Raw genomic sequence first — 15,310 nt, 5'->3', positions numbered from 1 at the left:
TCAATTTCAAATGCGACTTTGTTATGCGCGACATGGCCACATCTGGCTTATTGTTGCATGGGATGCCAATCTCACTATCCATCCAACGTGCATTCTTCAATCGCCGTCGCGACTCGCGTCCTTAGTCGGCCAAAGAATGCCTAGGAATTATGTATTGTTCTCTTCAGGGCACCGGCGCGTCGAACGTCTCCGGGCACTCCCGCAACGCCCGCGCCATCGCCGCGGTCCCGTCGAACTGGAAACCCAGCTGGGTGGCGTAGGCGGCGCAGGCCGCGACCTTGGCGTCCAGTTCCTCCCGCGCCGCCGGGCGTGGGGAACCGGTGGGGGCCGACGCCCCGGGGCGCAGCACGTACGGCGTGTCCGCCCAGCGGGCCAGCGGGTACCCCCGCCGCCCGGCGAGGGCGTCCACGGCGGTCCGCACGTGCCGGTGGTCGACGTGGTCGCCGAGCCCCTGCGGGCCCAGCAGCAGGTCCACCGGCCCGTCGAGGTGCTCTGCGCCGAGGAGGTCGAGGAAACCCTCCAGGGCCGCCCCGACGGCGGCGGGGCAGTCCTCGTCGCCGGGGGCGATCGCCCCGAACAGTTCCGCGGCGCTGTGGTAGCCGCGGTGCGGGGCCTCGCGCAGCGGCAGGTGGTGTCCCCGCACGCCGAGGGCCGCCATCGCGGCGGCGTCCTCGGCGCGGCGGACCGCCATGTAGTCCACGTCGGGGGCCAGGCCCTTGTCGGTCTGGCACGCCAGCGCGAAACCCGCCGGGTCGGGCACGGTCGCGGTGAACACCGTCACCACGTGCACCCGCGCGCCCGCCGCGGCCAGCCCGGTCAGCAGGGCCCCGGCGGAGAACGCCGCGTCGTCCAGGTGCGGGGAGACGGCCACGACCCGGGTGGGCCTCACAGCAGGTGCGGGGTGGCGAGGAACCGGCAGTCGGCGTCCGCGGTCGCCGGTTCGACGCCGCGGCCGGTGCTGGTGGGCCGCCGGGCCGGTTCCAGCGCCGTCCACGCCGTGTCCGGGGCGGTGCCGGCGAGGCGGTCGTAGACGGCCTCGACGCGCGCGGTCAGGGCCGGCCACGACCACACGTCGCGGACCTCGCTCAGCGCCTGCTGGGCCAGCTTCGGCCCCAGCGCGGGGTCGTCGAGCAGGCGGCGCAGCGCGGCCGTGAGGCCGTCGACGTCCCCGACCTCGTGCAGCAGGCCGTTCTCCCCGTCGCGCACGCAGTCCACGACGCCCACGGTGCGGGTCGTCACGACCGGCAGCCCGGCGGCCATGGCCTCCAGAATCGTGTTGGAGAAACCCTCGGACTGGGTGGGGGAGACGAACACGTGCCCGTCGCGGTACACGGCCGGGGCGCCGGTGTACGGGACGTACCCGCGCTGCTCGACGGCCTCCCCGAGCCCGAGCTCGGCCACGAGGTCGGCCACGGCGGTGACGTCGGGCCCGATCCCGGAGACCAGCAGCCGCACGTCGCGGCCCTCGGCCCGCAGCGCGGCCAGCGCGTGCAGCAGGTCCAGGACGCCCTTGCGGCGGTCGACGCGGCCGTGGAACAGCAGCGTCACCGGCCCGTCGGCGGGCAGCGTCCCGGCGGCGGTGTCGTCGGCGGGCGTGAACGCGTCGGTGTCGGTGGCCCCGCCCACCAGGTCGAACCGGGCGGGGTCGGTGCCGTGGTGCTCCACGACCTCGTCGGCGAACGTCTGCGAGCCGATGAGGACGGCCCCGGCGTGGTCCAGCACGGTGCGGATGCCCACCGAGTGCGCCGGGCAGCACAACCCGACCCAGTGCCCGTCGCCGCCCTGGACGCTGACGACCGACGGCAGCCCGAGGGACGCCGACGCCTCCAGCACCGCCATGCCGGTGGGCCAGGCGTACTGGGCGTGCAGCAGGTCGAAGGGTTCCTCGGCGTGCAGGCGTTCCACCGTCTCCCGCATGGTCGCGATGTCGGCGTCGAAGTCGGCGTCGGAACCGTCGGCGACCCGCTGCTCGCCCAGGGCCTCCAGACCCACCGCCCGCACGCCCGCCGGGACGCGGTCGGCGGGGGGCGGGCCGCCGCCGTAGACGGCGCTGCCGGCGGGGTCGCCGCGGAACTGCGAGACCAGCACGACGTCGTGGCCGCGGGCCACCAGGCCCTCCAGCAGCTTCTCGGCGTAGACGCTCATGCCGGACACGGCCGGCCAGTAGCGGCGGCTCACGAAGCAGATCCTCATGCCGTCCATCCCTTCGCGCGGGCCACGGCGGCCGCGTGCAGTGCCGGTTCGCGGTACAGCGGGTACAGGTCGCCCAGGACCCGGTCCAGGGCGGCGCGGTCCAGCCACGCGGGGCCGCCGACGCGCTCGCGCGCGGCGTCGGTGAGGTGGACCGGGGCCGCGGTCGCGGGCACCCCGTCGCGGCCCGGGACGCCGAGACCGGCGATGCCGTGCAGCCCGGTGCGCCCGTCCCCGCGCTCCAGCAGGTCGGTGAGCCCGCGCTCGCCGATGCGGCCGTAGCTGACGATCTCGACCTCCAGGCCGGGGACGACGACGCGGGCGACCGCGACGTCGTCCGGCCCCCCGCCGCTGGAGCAGTCCAGGACGAGGACGTCGAGACCCCGCTCGCGCAGCAGCCCGACGAGGTGCGCGGCCAGCGCCTGCTGCTCGTCGGCGCCCTCGGGGGCGCTCCACGTGGGGAGGGTGTCGAACCGGCGGCGGCTGCGCTCGGCCAGCACGACGGGTTCCAGCAGCGCGCGCAGCTGCGCGGCGTCGCGCTCCAGCCACCCCAGCATGCCGCGCAGGGCGCGTTCCTCCTGGGTGGCGGGGTCGGCGGCGTAGCGGTCGACGTACCCGGCGGGGCTGATGGCGCGCACCGCGTCGAGGTCGCCGTGGGTGAACGCCTTGCGCGAGCGGGCCGCGGCGAACTCCAGGACGGCCTTGCGCAGCGCGACCTCGCGGTCGGGGTGGGCGGCCTCCCCGGCGGCGGTCACCATGACCGGCTGCAGCGGGTCGTCGTCGGCGCCGACGACGGTGACGTTGACGATCCCCCACCAGTCGTTGGCGAGCTTGGGCACGACGCGGACGCCCTGCGCGCGCAACTTCGCCAGCGCGTCGCGCGTCACGGGGTCCCGCACGAGCTCGTCGCCGGGGCCGAGGTCGAGGACGACGCCGGTGTCCATCGCGCGGAACCTGGTGCCGTTGCCGTCGCGCTGGAGGAGCTCGCCGATGCCGTGCGCCACGGCGCGGTCGAGGGTGTCGCCCGCGCCGAGGCCGTTGCCGTGGCGGGTCACGAGCCGGGGCAGGTCGTCCACGAACCCGGGGGGCAGTTCGTCGGCGTCGCGCAGGACGACGTCGGCGGGGGCCCACACCCGTTCACCGGTCCCGTGGCGCTGCAGCGGCAGCCAGTTCAGCACGGCACCGGGTCCCCAGGCGGACCCGGCGTCCAGGCACACCGACGGCGGGTCGAGCACGGCGTCGGCGCCGAACTCGGCGACCAGGTCGGCGCGGGTCCCGCGGCGGTGCTCCAGGGTGGCGACCTTGCGGCGCAGCAGCCCCAGCTCGGCGGACTCGCCCCAGCTGGAGCGGCGCGCGTCGGCGTCGGTGGCGCCGTAGCCGTGGCCGATGGCGGCCGAGGCGGCGCTGCCGGTGGCGGCGATCGTCCACCAGGAGGGGATCCCCACGGTGTCCAGGCGGTAGGTCGGGAACTGGAACCGGTCGCGCTCGCCGAGGACGTCGCGGAACCGCTCGGTGGCCCGGTGGTCGCCGTTCTCCTCCACGGGGTGGTCGACGGTCAGCCGGTGGGTGGTCCTCACGCGAACACCTCCACGGCGCGGTCGAGCAGGTCCATCGGGACGGGGGAGGCCGACGGCGGGTTGGCGAGCATGTGGTCCACCAGCGCGACGACGTGCCGGGTGGTGACGCCGCGGGCGAACTCGAACGGGCTGAACACCGTGTCGAACTCCAGGGCGCCGACGATCTCGCGCATGCTGCGCAGCTCGGCGCGCGAGAGCGGGATCTGGGCGTGGAACGCCTTGTGGGCGCTGAGGGCCGCGGCGTTGCCCTGCTCGTCGAGGTCGATCTTCAGGGAGTCGCCGCAGAAGAACAGGCCCCGGTCGGCGTCGTGCAGCACGCTGTGCCCGGGGAAGTGGCCGCCGGTGCGGTGCAGCGTGATGCCGGGGGCCAGTTCGGTGCGGTCGTCGGCGGGCCAGGTCACCCGGAACGCCTTGGTCCAGGTGAGGTCGTGGACCCCGACCGACACGACGGGCGGGTCGAGCTCGTCCTGCAGCTGCCAGAGCCCGCCGAACCCGTGGACGTGGCTGGAGGCCAGCACCCGCAGGCCGCCGCGGTGGCGCAGCTCGGCCAGCGCGTCGGCGGAGTACCACGGCGCGGCCTCGAAACCCAGCAGGCCGTCGGCGGTCTCCAGGACCCAGCCGTGCGACCCCAGGCCCACCACCGGGTCGCACCAGAACTCGGTGACGCCGGGGACGGCCTCGCGCCACGACGTCGTGACGAGGTCGTCGACCTCGGTCTCGCGCAGGAACCGGAAACCGTCCACGGGCAGTTCGTTGCGGACGTCCGAGCACACCGGGCACGCCGGCGGCGGGGTGTGGGCGAACCAGCGCTGCCAGTGCCCGCAGTTCGTGCAGGAGTAGGCCCGGTGCTGGCGGTGGGCGCGGGTGGGCAGCGGGGCGAGCTCGCCGGCGCGGACCCCGCGCAGGACGTGCGAGTCGTCGGGTCCGGTCACGCTCGTGCCTCCAGGGTCCGGGGTTCGGCGCTCCGGGACGCCGGGGTGATCGCGTCGTGGAGCAGGTGCAGCAGGCGCAGGTCGCGCGCCATCGGGAACCGCCACCCGGCGCCGCCGGTGACGGCGGCCTCCAGGGCGCGCAGCTCCCCGGCGAACGGGGACGTGCCCCGGTCGAACTCGACGTCCCGGGAGACGCCGGTGGCCGCGTCGAGGAACTCCACACGGCCACCCGCGTCCTGGCCCATGGTGTCGGTCGCGACGAGCTGCCCCGCCGTCCCGACGATCTCCAGGCGGCGGCGCGGGAGGGTCTCCACGGTGTTGAAGGAGTTCGAGATCGTCACCAGCACACCGGAGGGCGTGCTGCCGACGAGGACGGAACCGTCGTCGACGGCGTAGTCGTGGACGCGGTGCTGCAGGTGGGTGGTGGCCGTGGCGACGTCCTCGCCCAGCAGGGTCCCGACGAGGTCCAGGCCGTGCGGGGCGAGGTCCACGTAGGCCCCGCCGCCGGCGCGGACGGGGTCGACGCGCCAGTTGTCGCCCGTGGTGCTGCCCGGCGGCGCCCAGCCCGGCGGCAGCCAGCAGGCGTAGACGATGCGGACGGCCGTCACGGTCCCCAGGTCCCCGCGGGCCACCATCGCGGCCATCACCTCGTGGGCGGGGTGGAACCGCTGGTCGAAGGCCGTCGCGGCGACGACCCCGGCGCCCTCGCAGCCGGCGACGAGCGCGGCGGCGTCGTCGAGGTCGGCGGCCAGGGGTTTCTCGCAGAGCACGGCCAGACCGGCCTGCGCGGCGGCCACGGCGACCTCGCGGTGGGCGTGGTTCGGGGTCGCGACGTAGGCGATCCGGGCGCCGGGGGTGGCGAAGGCGGCGGACAGGTCGTCGTGGGCGACGGCGCCGGGGAACCGCGCGGCGAGCGCCCGCGCGGCCTCGAGGTCGCGGTCGACGACGGCGACGACGCGGCTGCTGGCGGAGGCGGCCAGGGCGGGGGCCATGTGGTCGCGGGCGACCCAGCCCGCGCCGGCGATGACCCAGCCGGTGCGTTCGTCGGGCTCGGCCGGGTGCTGGGCGGGGACGGTCACGGAACTCCTCGATCGGGGGTTTTCAGCGCACGGGGATGCCGGCGCCGGCGAGCACGCCGAGCTGGAACTGCTGCACGGCACCGGGGTGCACGATGTCCAGGTCGTCGAGGGCCTGGGCGGCGGTGAACGCGGCGGCGCGGGCGTGGTGGTGCACCTGGAGCACGCGGTCGAGGACGTCGGCGGTGTTGAACGTCCGCCCGATCGCGGTGCCCGTCGTCTCCCGCTGCGGCAGCAGGTCGCGCAGGTACCCGGCCAGGCCCAGCGGCAGTTGCCGCAGGGACCGTTCCTCCAGGGCCGCCAGCACGGGCAGGTAGTGCTCACCGAGCAGGACCTCACCGCCGAAACCGGCGTCGGGCAGGTCGCCGTTGGGCAGGTGGTGGGCCAGCGCCACGAGGAACGCCGTGCCCCGCCCGACGCCGAAGCGGGGGGCGACGAGCGCGGAGTACACGGCGGTGACGAAGCAGTGGTCCCCGTGGCTCTCGGGGGGTTCGACGACCACGCGCGGCAGGTCGGGGTGGGTGGCCCCGGCGCGCGGCTGGCGGACGAGGGCGTCGACGAACGGCGGCGCCGCGGGCAGCAGCGCCTCGTCGAGGGGGTCGGGGTCCAGGGCCGCGCGCAGGTCGGCGAGGTCGCCGAAACCTCCCCGCGCGGTGGCGGTGACGGCGTCGAAGGCACGTCCCAGCACGTCCAGGCGCTGGTCGCGGTCCAGGCCGGCCTGGGCCAGCACGCCGGCGTCCACGCCCGCGAGGCGCGCGGCGACGAGGGCGTGCGCGACCTCGCGCAGGGCCAGCCGCTGCACGTGTTTCGGGGACCAGTCCCGCAGCAGCAGGCGCCAGGAACGGGTGAAGGCGCGGTCGGCGAGCGACCCGGGGCCGCGGGCGTCGCGCAGGCGCTTCACGTCGGCGACCTCCCGCAGGAGGGTGAGGGTGGTGGGGGCGACGACGGGGCCGTCGGTCCCGGGCAGTTCCGGGCGGGGTTCGGCGTCGGGTTCCGCGCCGGTCCCGGTGGCGGTCCCGGTGGCGGTCGGCGACGGGGTCACCGCTGACCTCGGTCACCCGCGGTTTGGATGAGGAGCACGCAGTCACTGTGCCCGCGGCCCGGGGGGGCCGCGCGTCGAAACCCCCGTGACGATCCTCACCCGTCCACCCGCGGTGCGTGAGCGCGCCGGACGTGGTTACGTGCGAAGGGGACCCGTCGCGCCGTTCCGTCGCGACCGGCCACCGTGACGTCCCCACCGCGCCACCCGTCACACCGCCGTCACGCCGGCACCACGCCGGCCGAGTCGCCCCGGCGCGCCACTTCGAACCCAGGAGTCCCCGTGCCCCTCACGCCGCCCTCGACGACCCGCCTGGCCTACAACGCCAACGGCCTGCGCTCGCTGGACGTCGGCGACGCCGTCCGCACCCTGGCCGACCTGGGGTACGACGGCATCGAGCTGTCCCTGAACCACCAGCACGTCGACCCCTGGACGTTCGGCGCCGCCGACGCCGACCGCCTGCGCGCCACGCTGGAGCGCACCGGTCTGGTCGCGTGCAGCCTGGCGACCGGCGACCCGCACCTGCTGAGCGACTCCCCGTTCGAGCCGGCCCTGGTCGACCCCGACCCGGCCGAGCGGGCCCGCCGGCTGGACCTGCTCCAGCGGGGGGTCCGCGCCGGCGTCCTCATCGGCGTCCCCCTCGTGGTGTTCTCCTCGGGGCGGCGGCGGCCGGAGGTCCCCGCCGCGCAGGCGGACGCCTGGTTCGACGAGGCGCTCGCGGTCCTGCTGGACACCCTGCACGACGCCCTCGACGCCGCCGGCCTGCCCCGTGGCAGCACGGTGCTGGGCATCGAACCCGAACCGGGTTTCCACTACCAGACGAACGCCGAGGTGGCGGCCGTCATGGAACGCACCGGCAGCCCGGACCTGTGGCTGAGCCAGGACCTGGGGCACTGCGTCGTCGTCGAGGACGACGCCCTGGGGTCGCTGGAGCGCCACCTGCCGTTCACGCGGCACCTGCAGGTCGAGGACATCGCCGACCGGGTGCACGCCCACCTCGTGCCCGGTGACGGCGACGTCGACTTCGGCGCCGTGGGCGCCGTGCTCGCCGCGGGGTACGAGGGCTGGGTCAGCGTCGAGCTGTACGACCACGACCCGGTGCACCGCGAGGCCGCGCGGCGCAGCCGGGAGTTCCTGCGCGAGGCCTTCCCGGGGCTGCGCGCGCCCGCCACGATCGACCTCACCGCGCCCGTCCCGCGCCGCGAACGGGTCGCCGTCCCGCGGTCCTGAACCGCACCCGCGTCGGGTCCGCGGCCGAGGGACCCGTGGGCGCCCACCTCTTCACGTCCGACCAATAGCGATATATCGTCGAGGCATCGCGAGGCGCTCGGCCGCGCGATGACGCGGAGGTGGGCCATGAGGAGCGGCAGGTTCCAGAGGATGTGGGGCGGCCACGTCGAGCACGCCCGGGGGCACCGACCCGGCGGGCCGTTCGGCGGGTTCGGCCCGGGGTTCGGCTTCGAGCCCGGCCGCGGGGGTCCCGGCGGCGGGCCGTTCGGCGGGTTCGGCGGGGGCTTCGGCGGGGGCTTCGGCCGCGGCGGCGGCCGCCGCCCGCGCGGGGACGTGCGGGCCGCGGTGCTCGTCCTGCTCGCCGAGGCCCCCAGCAACGGGTACCGGATCATCGGCGAGGTCGCCCGTCGCAGCGAGGGGCAGTGGAAGCCCAGCCCCGGGTCCGTCTACCCGCTGCTGCAGCAGCTGCAGGACGAGGGCCTGGTCGCCCCCGACCCCGCGGACCCCAAGCGGTTCACGCTGACCGACGAGGGGCGCGCCCACGTCGAGCGCGAGTACGCGGACACCCCGCCGCCGTGGGAGACGCTCGACGGCGGCCCGGACCGCGAACGGGCGCACGCCTTCCGGCGCCAGCTCGGGGCCCTGGCGATGACCTACCAGCAGATCGAGCTGGCCGGCCGCCCGGCCGACGTCCGGCGCGCCGGGGACGTGCTGGAGAGGGCCCGCCGCGACCTGCTCGCGATCCTCGCCGAGGACCTCAGGGAGACGCCGGGAGAGTGACCCGCGGGGTCGCCACCAGCGGGGTCAGGGCGTGCACGAGCGGCACCCGCCGCCGGTCGGCGAGCACCGCGGCCAGGAGGTCCGCGCGCACGGCGAGGTTGGCGGTCAGCGCGTGCGTCCCGCCGGTCCCGCGCACCGGCCCGGTGCTGGCGCGGGCGCCCTCCCGGTGGTGCCGGACGTGCCCGACGACCCAGTCCGGGGCCACCAGGACGTCGCACGTCGTGGTCAGGACCACCGTCGCGGGGTCGGCGAGCGCCTGCGCGGACCGCCACCGCAGCTCCTCGCGCGAACCCGCCCCCGGGTGGTGCTCGACGGTGAGGGCGACGCCGTCGAGCAGGTTCAGCAGCGGCACCCAGCTGGCCAGCACGGCGTCCACGGCGCCGCGGTCGGCGCTGGTCGCCAGCACCAGGGTCGTGGGCACGCCCGCGGCGGTGCTCTCGTCGGCGGCGGCGACGAGGTGCTCCAGGCTCGCCTCCAGCGACGGCAGGTCCGCGGGCAGGACGGGCAGCAGGGCGTGGGCCCGGGTCACCGGCACGACGTACCACCCTCCGATCCGTCCGTCGATCCGTCCGTGATCGACCGTTCAGCGATGGTGTCGGCCCACCGGCCCCGGCACTTGAACGGGAGTTCCCCGCGGGCCTTGACCCTGCCGCTGCGTCAACTCCTACCGTCGTGGACGTGGGACGGGAGTGGACGATCCAGCAGGTGGCGCGGGCGGCGGGCACGACGAGCCGGACGCTGCGCCACTACGGCGAGATCGGGCTGCTGCCCGCCTCCCGCACCGGCACCAACGGGTACCGGTACTACGACGAGGGGTCGCTGCGGCGGCTGCAGCGGATCCTGCTGCTGCGCGAGCTGGGCCTGGGCCTGGCCGCGATCGGCGACGTCCTGGCCGCCCGGGTGCGGGAGGAGGACGCGCTGGCCGCGCACCTGGCCCTGCTGGAGGACGAGGCCGCGCGGATCGCGCGGCTGGTGAGGTCGGTCCGCCGGACGCTGGCGGGCCCGGGCACGGGGGAGGGGTTCACCGTGGAGGAGATGTTCGACGGGTTCGACGCGAGCCGGTACGAGGAGGAGGTCGTCGAGCGCTGGGGCCGCGCCGCCCACGAGGACGGGCAGCGCGCCTGGCGGGAGCTGGGCGAGGCGGGGCGGCGCGCCCACCTGGCCGAGCACGAGGCCGTGGGGGCCGGGCTGGCCGCCGCGGCGGCCCGCGGGGACGCGGTCGAGGACGCGGCGGTGCAGGAGCTGGTCCGCCGGCACCACGCGTGGGTCTCGGTGTTCTGGACCCCCGACGCGGCGGCGTACCGCGCCCTGACGCAGGGGTACGTCGACGACGAGCGGTTCCGCGCGACCTACGAGGCCTTCGGCCCCGGGACGGCGGGGTACCTGCGGCGCGCCGCGGACGTGTTCGCGCAGCGTGCGCTGACCTGACACCCGCCCGTCACCCTGCGTGTCGGAGGTCGGGTGCAGGCTTCCGGGATGAGCGACACGGACACCGGGACCGGTCTGGGGATCAGCCGCGCGGGAGCGCCGGACCTGCGGGGGCGGGCCGGGTACGACCCGTCCTTCCTCGCACCCGGCCCGTGGATCCCGCTGCCCGAACCGCTGGACGGCGCGGAGGTCGTGGTCCTGCCGTACACGAACTTCTCGATCGTGCAGCGGCCGGACCGCCGCCTGGCCGCGGCGACGGTCGTGGCGATCGACGGTGCCGCCCTGGTCGACCTGGACCGCGGCGGCGACGCCTGGTTCACCGACCCCCGCATCGGCCCCGACGAGCAGGCCGGCGCGGAGCTGTACGCCCGCAACGACTTCGACCGCGGTCACCTGGTGCGGCGCCGCGACCCGGTGTGGGGCCCGCAGGCACCGACGGCGAACGCGGACACCTTCGCGTACACCAACGCCGCCCCGCAGGCGTCCCGGTTCAACCAGTCGGCGGAGCTGTGGCTGGGCCTGGAGGACCACGTCCTGGACCACGCCCGGCGCTGGGACCAGCGGCTCGTCGTGGTGACCGGCCCGGTCTTCGCCGACGACGACCCCGAGTACCGGGGGGTGCGCATCCCGCGCCGCTTCTACAAGATCGCCGCGTTCCTGCTGCCGCAGCCGGCCGACCTCGACCCCGACGAGGAGGTGTCGGTGCTGGCCACCGTCGGGTTCGTGCTGGACCAGACCCCGCTGGTGGAGCAGGTCGTGGGGGCGCCGGCGGCGCGGGACGTCCCCGAGCTCGGGGGTTTCCGCACGTTCCAGGTGCCGGTGGAGGACATCGGGGACCTGACGCAGCTCGACCTCGGCCCGCTCGTCGCGGCCGACCGGCTGCCGGGGCTGGTGCCGGCCGCGGCCGGCGACGAGGTGCCCGCGTGGCGCCCGCTGGCGGTGCCGGGGGACCTGCTGCTCTGATGGGCGCGTGAGCGCTCAGTGGTGGGAGCGGGCCCGGGCGGCGGAGACGGCGCAGGCGCAGGAGATGCTGCGCGGGTTCGTGGCCGAGCTGCTCCGCCGGGGCCGCGAACCCGGTCCGCTGCGAGCGCGGGCGGGGTCGGTGCGCTGCCGCACCGACGTCGTGGGCTGGTACCTGCGGGCGAACGGCTCGCTGGGGGTGGACGCGGCGGGGCGGTACTACGTGCTGGACGTCGCGCCGGTGCTGCTGGGGCGGTTCCGCCGGGTCCACGTGGACCCCGCCGAACCGCCCCTGCAGGTCGGGCGCGGTGCCCGCGACGGGGAGTCGGTCGAACTGGCCGAGCTCCTGCGCCGCAGGCTCACCGAGCTGTGAGGCTCAGCCCTTGCGGAACCGCACGACCGCCCAGCTCAGCGGGGGCAGCACCACGGTGGCCACGCCCTCGGTGACGGTGACGTCGTCGAGGCGGCGCAGGCCGACCTGCTGGTGGTCCCCGTCGCGGTTGGTGGTGTGCCGGTCCTGACCCTCGGTCGCGGCGAGGACCTTGGCCTCGGCGAGGCGGTCGACGCCGAAACCGCGCAGCGGCACCTCGACGGAGGCGGAGTCCTCCAGGTCGCGGTTGGCGAGGAAGACGGTCAGGGTCTCCTCGTCGTAGGTCGCCGAGGCGTCCACGACGTCGACGTCGCCGAAGTTCCCGGTCTCGTACGTGTCCGACGTGGTGACGACCTGCAGGACGTTGCCCGTGGCCAGCTTGCGCATCTGCTCGAACGGGTGGGCGATGGACTGCTTCCACGCCTCCCCGCCCGCCTCGCTGCGCAGCAGGCCGATGACGTTGACCAGCTGCGCCTGGGCGCCGATGTGGACGCGGTCGGAGTGGCGCAGCAGGGAGTTCAGCAGGGTGCCGACGACGACGGCGTCGGTGATGGAGTACTCGTCCTCGATGACGCGCGGGGCGACGTCCCAGGGCTGGACGCCCTCGGCGTGGTGGGGCCGGCTCTGGTACCAGACGTTCCACTCGTCGAAGCTCAGGTTGATCTTCTTGGAGTGCTTCCCCTTGGCGCGCACGGCGTCCGCCGTCGCGACGACCTGCTCGATGAACAGGTCCATGTCGACCGCGGAGGCGAGGAAGTTCTTGGTGTCGCCCGGCTTCTCCTCGTAGTACGCGTGCAGCGAGACGTAGTCGACGGCGTGGTAGGACAGCTCCAGGACGGTCTGCTCCCACTCGCCGAACGTCGGCATCGAGCGGCTGGAGGAACCCACCGCGACGAGTTCGATGTCGGGGTCGATGGAGCGCATGGCCATGCCGGTCTCGGCGGCGAGGCGGCCGTACTCGGCGGCGGTCTTGTGCCCGGTCTGCCAGGGGCCGTCGAGCTCGTTGCCCAGGCACCACAGCTTGATGTCGAACGGGTCCTTGGAGCCGTGCGCCCGGCGCAGCTCGGAGAACTTCGTGCCGGAGTCGAGGTTGGTGTACTCGAGCAGGTCGCAGGCCTCCTGCAGGCCGCGGGTGCCGAGGTTCACGGCCATCATGGTCTCGGTGCCGACCTTGCGGGCCCAGGAGTCGAACTCGGCGAGGCCGAACTGGTTCGTCTCCACCGAGCGCCACGCCCGGTCGATGCGGCGGGGGCGCTCCTCGCGGGGGCCGACGGAGTCCTCCCACTCGAACCCGGAGACGAAGTTCCCGCCGGGGTAGCGCACGACGGTGGGGCCCAGTTCCTTCGTCAGTTCCAGGACGTCGGTGCGCAGACCGTCCTCGTCGGCGCTGGGGTGGTCGGGCTCGAAGATCCCGGTGTAGACGCAGCGGCCCATGTGCTCGACGAACGAGCCGAACAGCCGGCGGGGGACCGGACCCACGGTGAAGGCGGGGTCGAGGGCGAGGCGGGCGGTGCGCACGGATGGCTCTCCTGGTTCGCGTCACGTCGGTGTGAGGAGCTGGTCACCGGGGCGTGCCCTGGATCGGCCAGCGCTGTACTTCCAACGTTGCAAGTGCAACGTTGGAAGTAGTGAACGCGAAACCGGCGACGGCGTCAAGGCACCGGTGGCACAATGCCTCGGTGCCTGCCGGTCCCTCCCCGTCGCGAACCCCCGCGCGGCCGACGACGTTGCGGGACGTGGCCGAAGCGGCCGGTGTCTCCATCAAGACGGTCTCCAACGTCGTGAACGACCACCCGCACGTGCGGCCCGAGATGCGGGAGCGGGTCAAGGAGTTCATCGAGCGGCTCGACTACCGCCCGAACGGCATCGGCCGCCAGCTGCGGCAGGGCCGGACCGGCCTGGTGGCCCTCGCCCTGCCCAACGTCACCAGCCCCTACTACGGCGAGCTGACCTCCGCGCTGGTGACCGCCGCCCGGTCGCGGGGCATGACCCTGCTCGTGGAGCAGACCGACGGCGACCTCGAGCGCGAGCGCGAGGTCGCCGGCGGCTTCCCCGTCCGCCTGGTCGACGGGCTGGTGTTCGTGCCCCTGACCATGCCCGTCGGCGAGCTCGCGCAGCGGCGCGACTCCACCCCGGCCGTCCTCATCGGAGAGCACGGCGAGGGGTCCGGCTACGACCGGGTGACCATCGACTCCGTCGCCCTGGGCGACACCGGGGTGCGCCACCTGGCCGAGTCGGGGCGGCGGACCATCGCCTTCCTCGGCGACAAGGCCGCGGACGCGGTGCGCCCGCCCGTCGTGGCCCAGCGCATCGAGGGCTACCGCAGGGCCCTGCGCCGGGCGGGGCTGCCCTTCGACCCCGAACTGCTGTGGCCGCTGCCGGAGTGGGAGCTGCGGCACGGCTACCACGGGGCGCGCGAACTGCTGGCCGCCCGACCCGACGTCGACGCGATCTTCGCCGCCAACGACCTCGTCGCCTTCGGCGCGATGCACGCCCTGCGCGAGCGGGGGCTGCGGGTCCCGCAGGACGTGGCCGTCGTCGGCGTCGACGACGTCGAGCAGGCCCGCTACGGCGCGCCGACGCTCACCTCCATCGCGCTGGACCGCTCGGAGATGGCCGACCTCGCCCTGGGGCTGCTCGCCGACCGGCTGGCCGGGCACCACGGCCCCGAGCGGCTGATGACGGTCACCGGCCGGCTCGTGGTGCGGGAGAGCACCGGGGGCTGAGGGGCGCCGTCGCGGGCCCCCTGGCAGGCTCGCCCCGTGCGAGCCGTGCAGATCGAACGGACCGGGGGACCGGAGGTCCTCACCGTCACCGACCTCCCCGCGCCCGAGCCCGGGCCCGGTCAGGTCCTCGTCGACGTGGAGGCCGCCGGGGTCAACTACATCGACACCTACCGCCGCTCCGGGGTGTACCCGCTGGACCTGCCCGCCGTCCTGGGCAGCGAGGGCGCCGGGCGGGTGCGCGCCCTCGGCGCGGGCGTGGAAGGCCTGGCCCCCGGGCAGCTCGTGGCCTGGAAGGAGGCGCCGGGCAGCTACGCCGAGCAGGTCCTCGTCGCCGCCGACGAGGTCGTGCCCGTGCCCGACGGCGTCGACGCGACCACCGCCGCGGCCGTCCTCCTGCAGGGCCTGACCGCCCACTACCTCGCCACCGACACCTTCGCGGCCGGCCCGGGCACCTGGGCGCTCGTGCACGCCGGGGCCGGTGGCGTCGGGCTGCTGCTGACGCAGGTGCTGAAGCTGCGCGGGGCGAACGTCGTGACGACCGTCTCCACCCCGGCCAAGGCCGAGCTGTCCCGGGCCGCCGGCGCCGACGAGGTCGTCGTCGGCTACGACGGGTCGACCGCCCGGGCCCGCGAGCTCACCGGCGGCGCCGGCGTGGACGTCGTCTACGACAGCGTCGGGAAGGACACCTTCGACGCGAGCCTGGACGCGCTGCGGCCGCGGGGGCTGATGGTGCTGTTCGGCGGGTCCAGCGGGCAGGTGCCGCCCTTCGACGTCCAGCGGCTCAACGCGAAGGGGTCGCTGTTCCTGACCCGGCCCACCCTGGCGTCCTACACCCGCGACCGGGCCGAGCTGCTCGCGCGCACCGACGAGCTGCTCGGCTGGGTCGCGGCCGGGCGCCTCGACGTCCGGGTCGGGCACACCCACCCCCTGGCCGAGGCGCGCCGGGCCCACGAGGAGCTCCAGGGGCGGCGCACCACCGGCAAGGTGCTGCTCCTGCCCTGA

The 15,310-nt window shown here is 75.3% G+C and carries 15 protein-coding genes; 7 read left to right on the top strand and 8 right to left on the bottom strand.

Translation table 11 applies throughout. The features are described 5' to 3' along the window. Positions 1-163: 163 nt before the first annotated feature. The 6 genes from ACRYM6_RS15840 to ACRYM6_RS15815 are packed head-to-tail and all read right to left on the bottom strand — an operon-like array spanning position 164 to position 6,817. Complete coding sequence (locus ACRYM6_RS15840) at positions 164-889, bottom strand: PIG-L family deacetylase (protein ID WP_432543846.1); 726 nt, start codon at positions 887-889, stop codon at positions 164-166. Beyond that, positions 886-2,193, bottom strand: a complete 1,308-nt coding sequence (locus ACRYM6_RS15835) for a glycosyltransferase family 4 protein (RefSeq protein WP_432543845.1) — start codon at positions 2,191-2,193, stop codon at positions 886-888. Before ACRYM6_RS15835 ends, ACRYM6_RS15840 begins: the two co-directional genes overlap by 4 nt. Then, positions 2,190-3,767, bottom strand: a complete 1,578-nt coding sequence (locus ACRYM6_RS15830; protein ID WP_432543844.1) for a YcaO-like family protein — start codon at positions 3,765-3,767, stop codon at positions 2,190-2,192. The genes ACRYM6_RS15835 and ACRYM6_RS15830 overlap by 4 nt, the downstream gene beginning before the upstream one ends. Next, on the bottom strand, positions 3,764-4,699 hold the full coding sequence (locus tag ACRYM6_RS15825; RefSeq protein WP_432543843.1) for an MBL fold metallo-hydrolase: 936 nt from the start codon (positions 4,697-4,699) through the stop codon (positions 3,764-3,766). The genes ACRYM6_RS15830 and ACRYM6_RS15825 overlap by 4 nt, the downstream gene beginning before the upstream one ends. Next, positions 4,696-5,778, bottom strand: a complete 1,083-nt coding sequence (locus ACRYM6_RS15820; RefSeq protein ID WP_432543842.1) for a Gfo/Idh/MocA family protein — start codon at positions 5,776-5,778, stop codon at positions 4,696-4,698. The genes ACRYM6_RS15825 and ACRYM6_RS15820 overlap by 4 nt, the downstream gene beginning before the upstream one ends. 22 nt (positions 5,779-5,800) lie before the next feature. Further along, on the bottom strand, positions 5,801-6,817 hold the full coding sequence (locus ACRYM6_RS15815) for an HD domain-containing protein (RefSeq protein ID WP_432543841.1): 1,017 nt from the start codon (positions 6,815-6,817) through the stop codon (positions 5,801-5,803). Between the two features lie 279 nt (positions 6,818-7,096). Between ACRYM6_RS15815 and ACRYM6_RS15810 the strand changes: the two genes are divergently transcribed. Beyond that, a complete protein-coding gene (locus ACRYM6_RS15810; protein ID WP_432543840.1) occupies positions 7,097-8,044 on the top strand; it encodes a sugar phosphate isomerase/epimerase family protein in 948 nt (315 codons plus the stop codon). Positions 8,045-8,170: 126 nt separating this feature from the next. After that, complete coding sequence (locus tag ACRYM6_RS15805) at positions 8,171-8,824, top strand: PadR family transcriptional regulator (RefSeq protein ID WP_432543839.1); 654 nt, start codon at positions 8,171-8,173, stop codon at positions 8,822-8,824. Here ACRYM6_RS15805 and ACRYM6_RS15800 read toward each other — a convergent pair. Further along, the gene (locus tag ACRYM6_RS15800) at positions 8,802-9,353 is read right to left on the bottom strand and encodes a hypothetical protein (protein WP_432543838.1); all 552 of its coding nucleotides are present in this window, start codon (positions 9,351-9,353) and stop codon (positions 8,802-8,804) included. The two genes, ACRYM6_RS15805 and ACRYM6_RS15800, sit on opposite strands and share 23 nt — an antisense overlap. A gap of 149 nt (positions 9,354-9,502) precedes the next feature. On the opposite strand from ACRYM6_RS15800, the gene ACRYM6_RS15795 reads away from it, so the two are divergent. The 3 genes from ACRYM6_RS15795 to ACRYM6_RS15785 are packed head-to-tail and all read left to right on the top strand — an operon-like array spanning position 9,503 to position 11,585. Beyond that, entirely contained in the window at positions 9,503-10,252 is a 750-nt protein-coding gene (locus ACRYM6_RS15795; protein ID WP_432543837.1) for a MerR family transcriptional regulator, read from the top strand. A 48-nt stretch (positions 10,253-10,300) separates the two neighbouring features. Beyond that, positions 10,301-11,215 (top strand): DNA/RNA non-specific endonuclease, encoded by a 915-nt coding sequence (locus ACRYM6_RS15790; protein WP_432543836.1) that lies wholly within the window; start codon positions 10,301-10,303, stop codon positions 11,213-11,215. 7 nt (positions 11,216-11,222) lie between these two features. Next, positions 11,223-11,585: a hypothetical protein gene (locus tag ACRYM6_RS15785; RefSeq protein ID WP_432543835.1), complete on the top strand. Its 363-nt coding sequence runs from the start codon at positions 11,223-11,225 to the stop codon at positions 11,583-11,585. 3 nt (positions 11,586-11,588) lie between these two features. On the opposite strand, the gene arfA is transcribed toward ACRYM6_RS15785, so the two are convergent. Then, positions 11,589-13,100: an arabinosylfuranosidase ArfA gene (gene arfA, locus ACRYM6_RS15780; protein ID WP_432543834.1), complete on the bottom strand. Its 1,512-nt coding sequence runs from the start codon at positions 13,098-13,100 to the stop codon at positions 11,589-11,591. 161 nt (positions 13,101-13,261) lie between these two features. Here arfA and ACRYM6_RS15775 point away from each other — a divergent pair, with 161 nt between their 5' ends. Beyond that, positions 13,262-14,308: a LacI family DNA-binding transcriptional regulator gene (locus ACRYM6_RS15775; protein WP_432543833.1), complete on the top strand. Its 1,047-nt coding sequence runs from the start codon at positions 13,262-13,264 to the stop codon at positions 14,306-14,308. Between the two features lie 36 nt (positions 14,309-14,344). Then, entirely contained in the window at positions 14,345-15,310 is a 966-nt protein-coding gene (locus ACRYM6_RS15770) for a quinone oxidoreductase family protein (protein ID WP_432543832.1), read from the top strand.

The sequence above is a fragment of the Kineococcus rugosus genome, assembly GCF_050871975.1.
Lineage (GTDB): Bacteria > Actinomycetota > Actinomycetes > Actinomycetales > Kineococcaceae > Kineococcus.
This window is presented reverse-complemented; position numbering and strand designations above follow the sequence as displayed.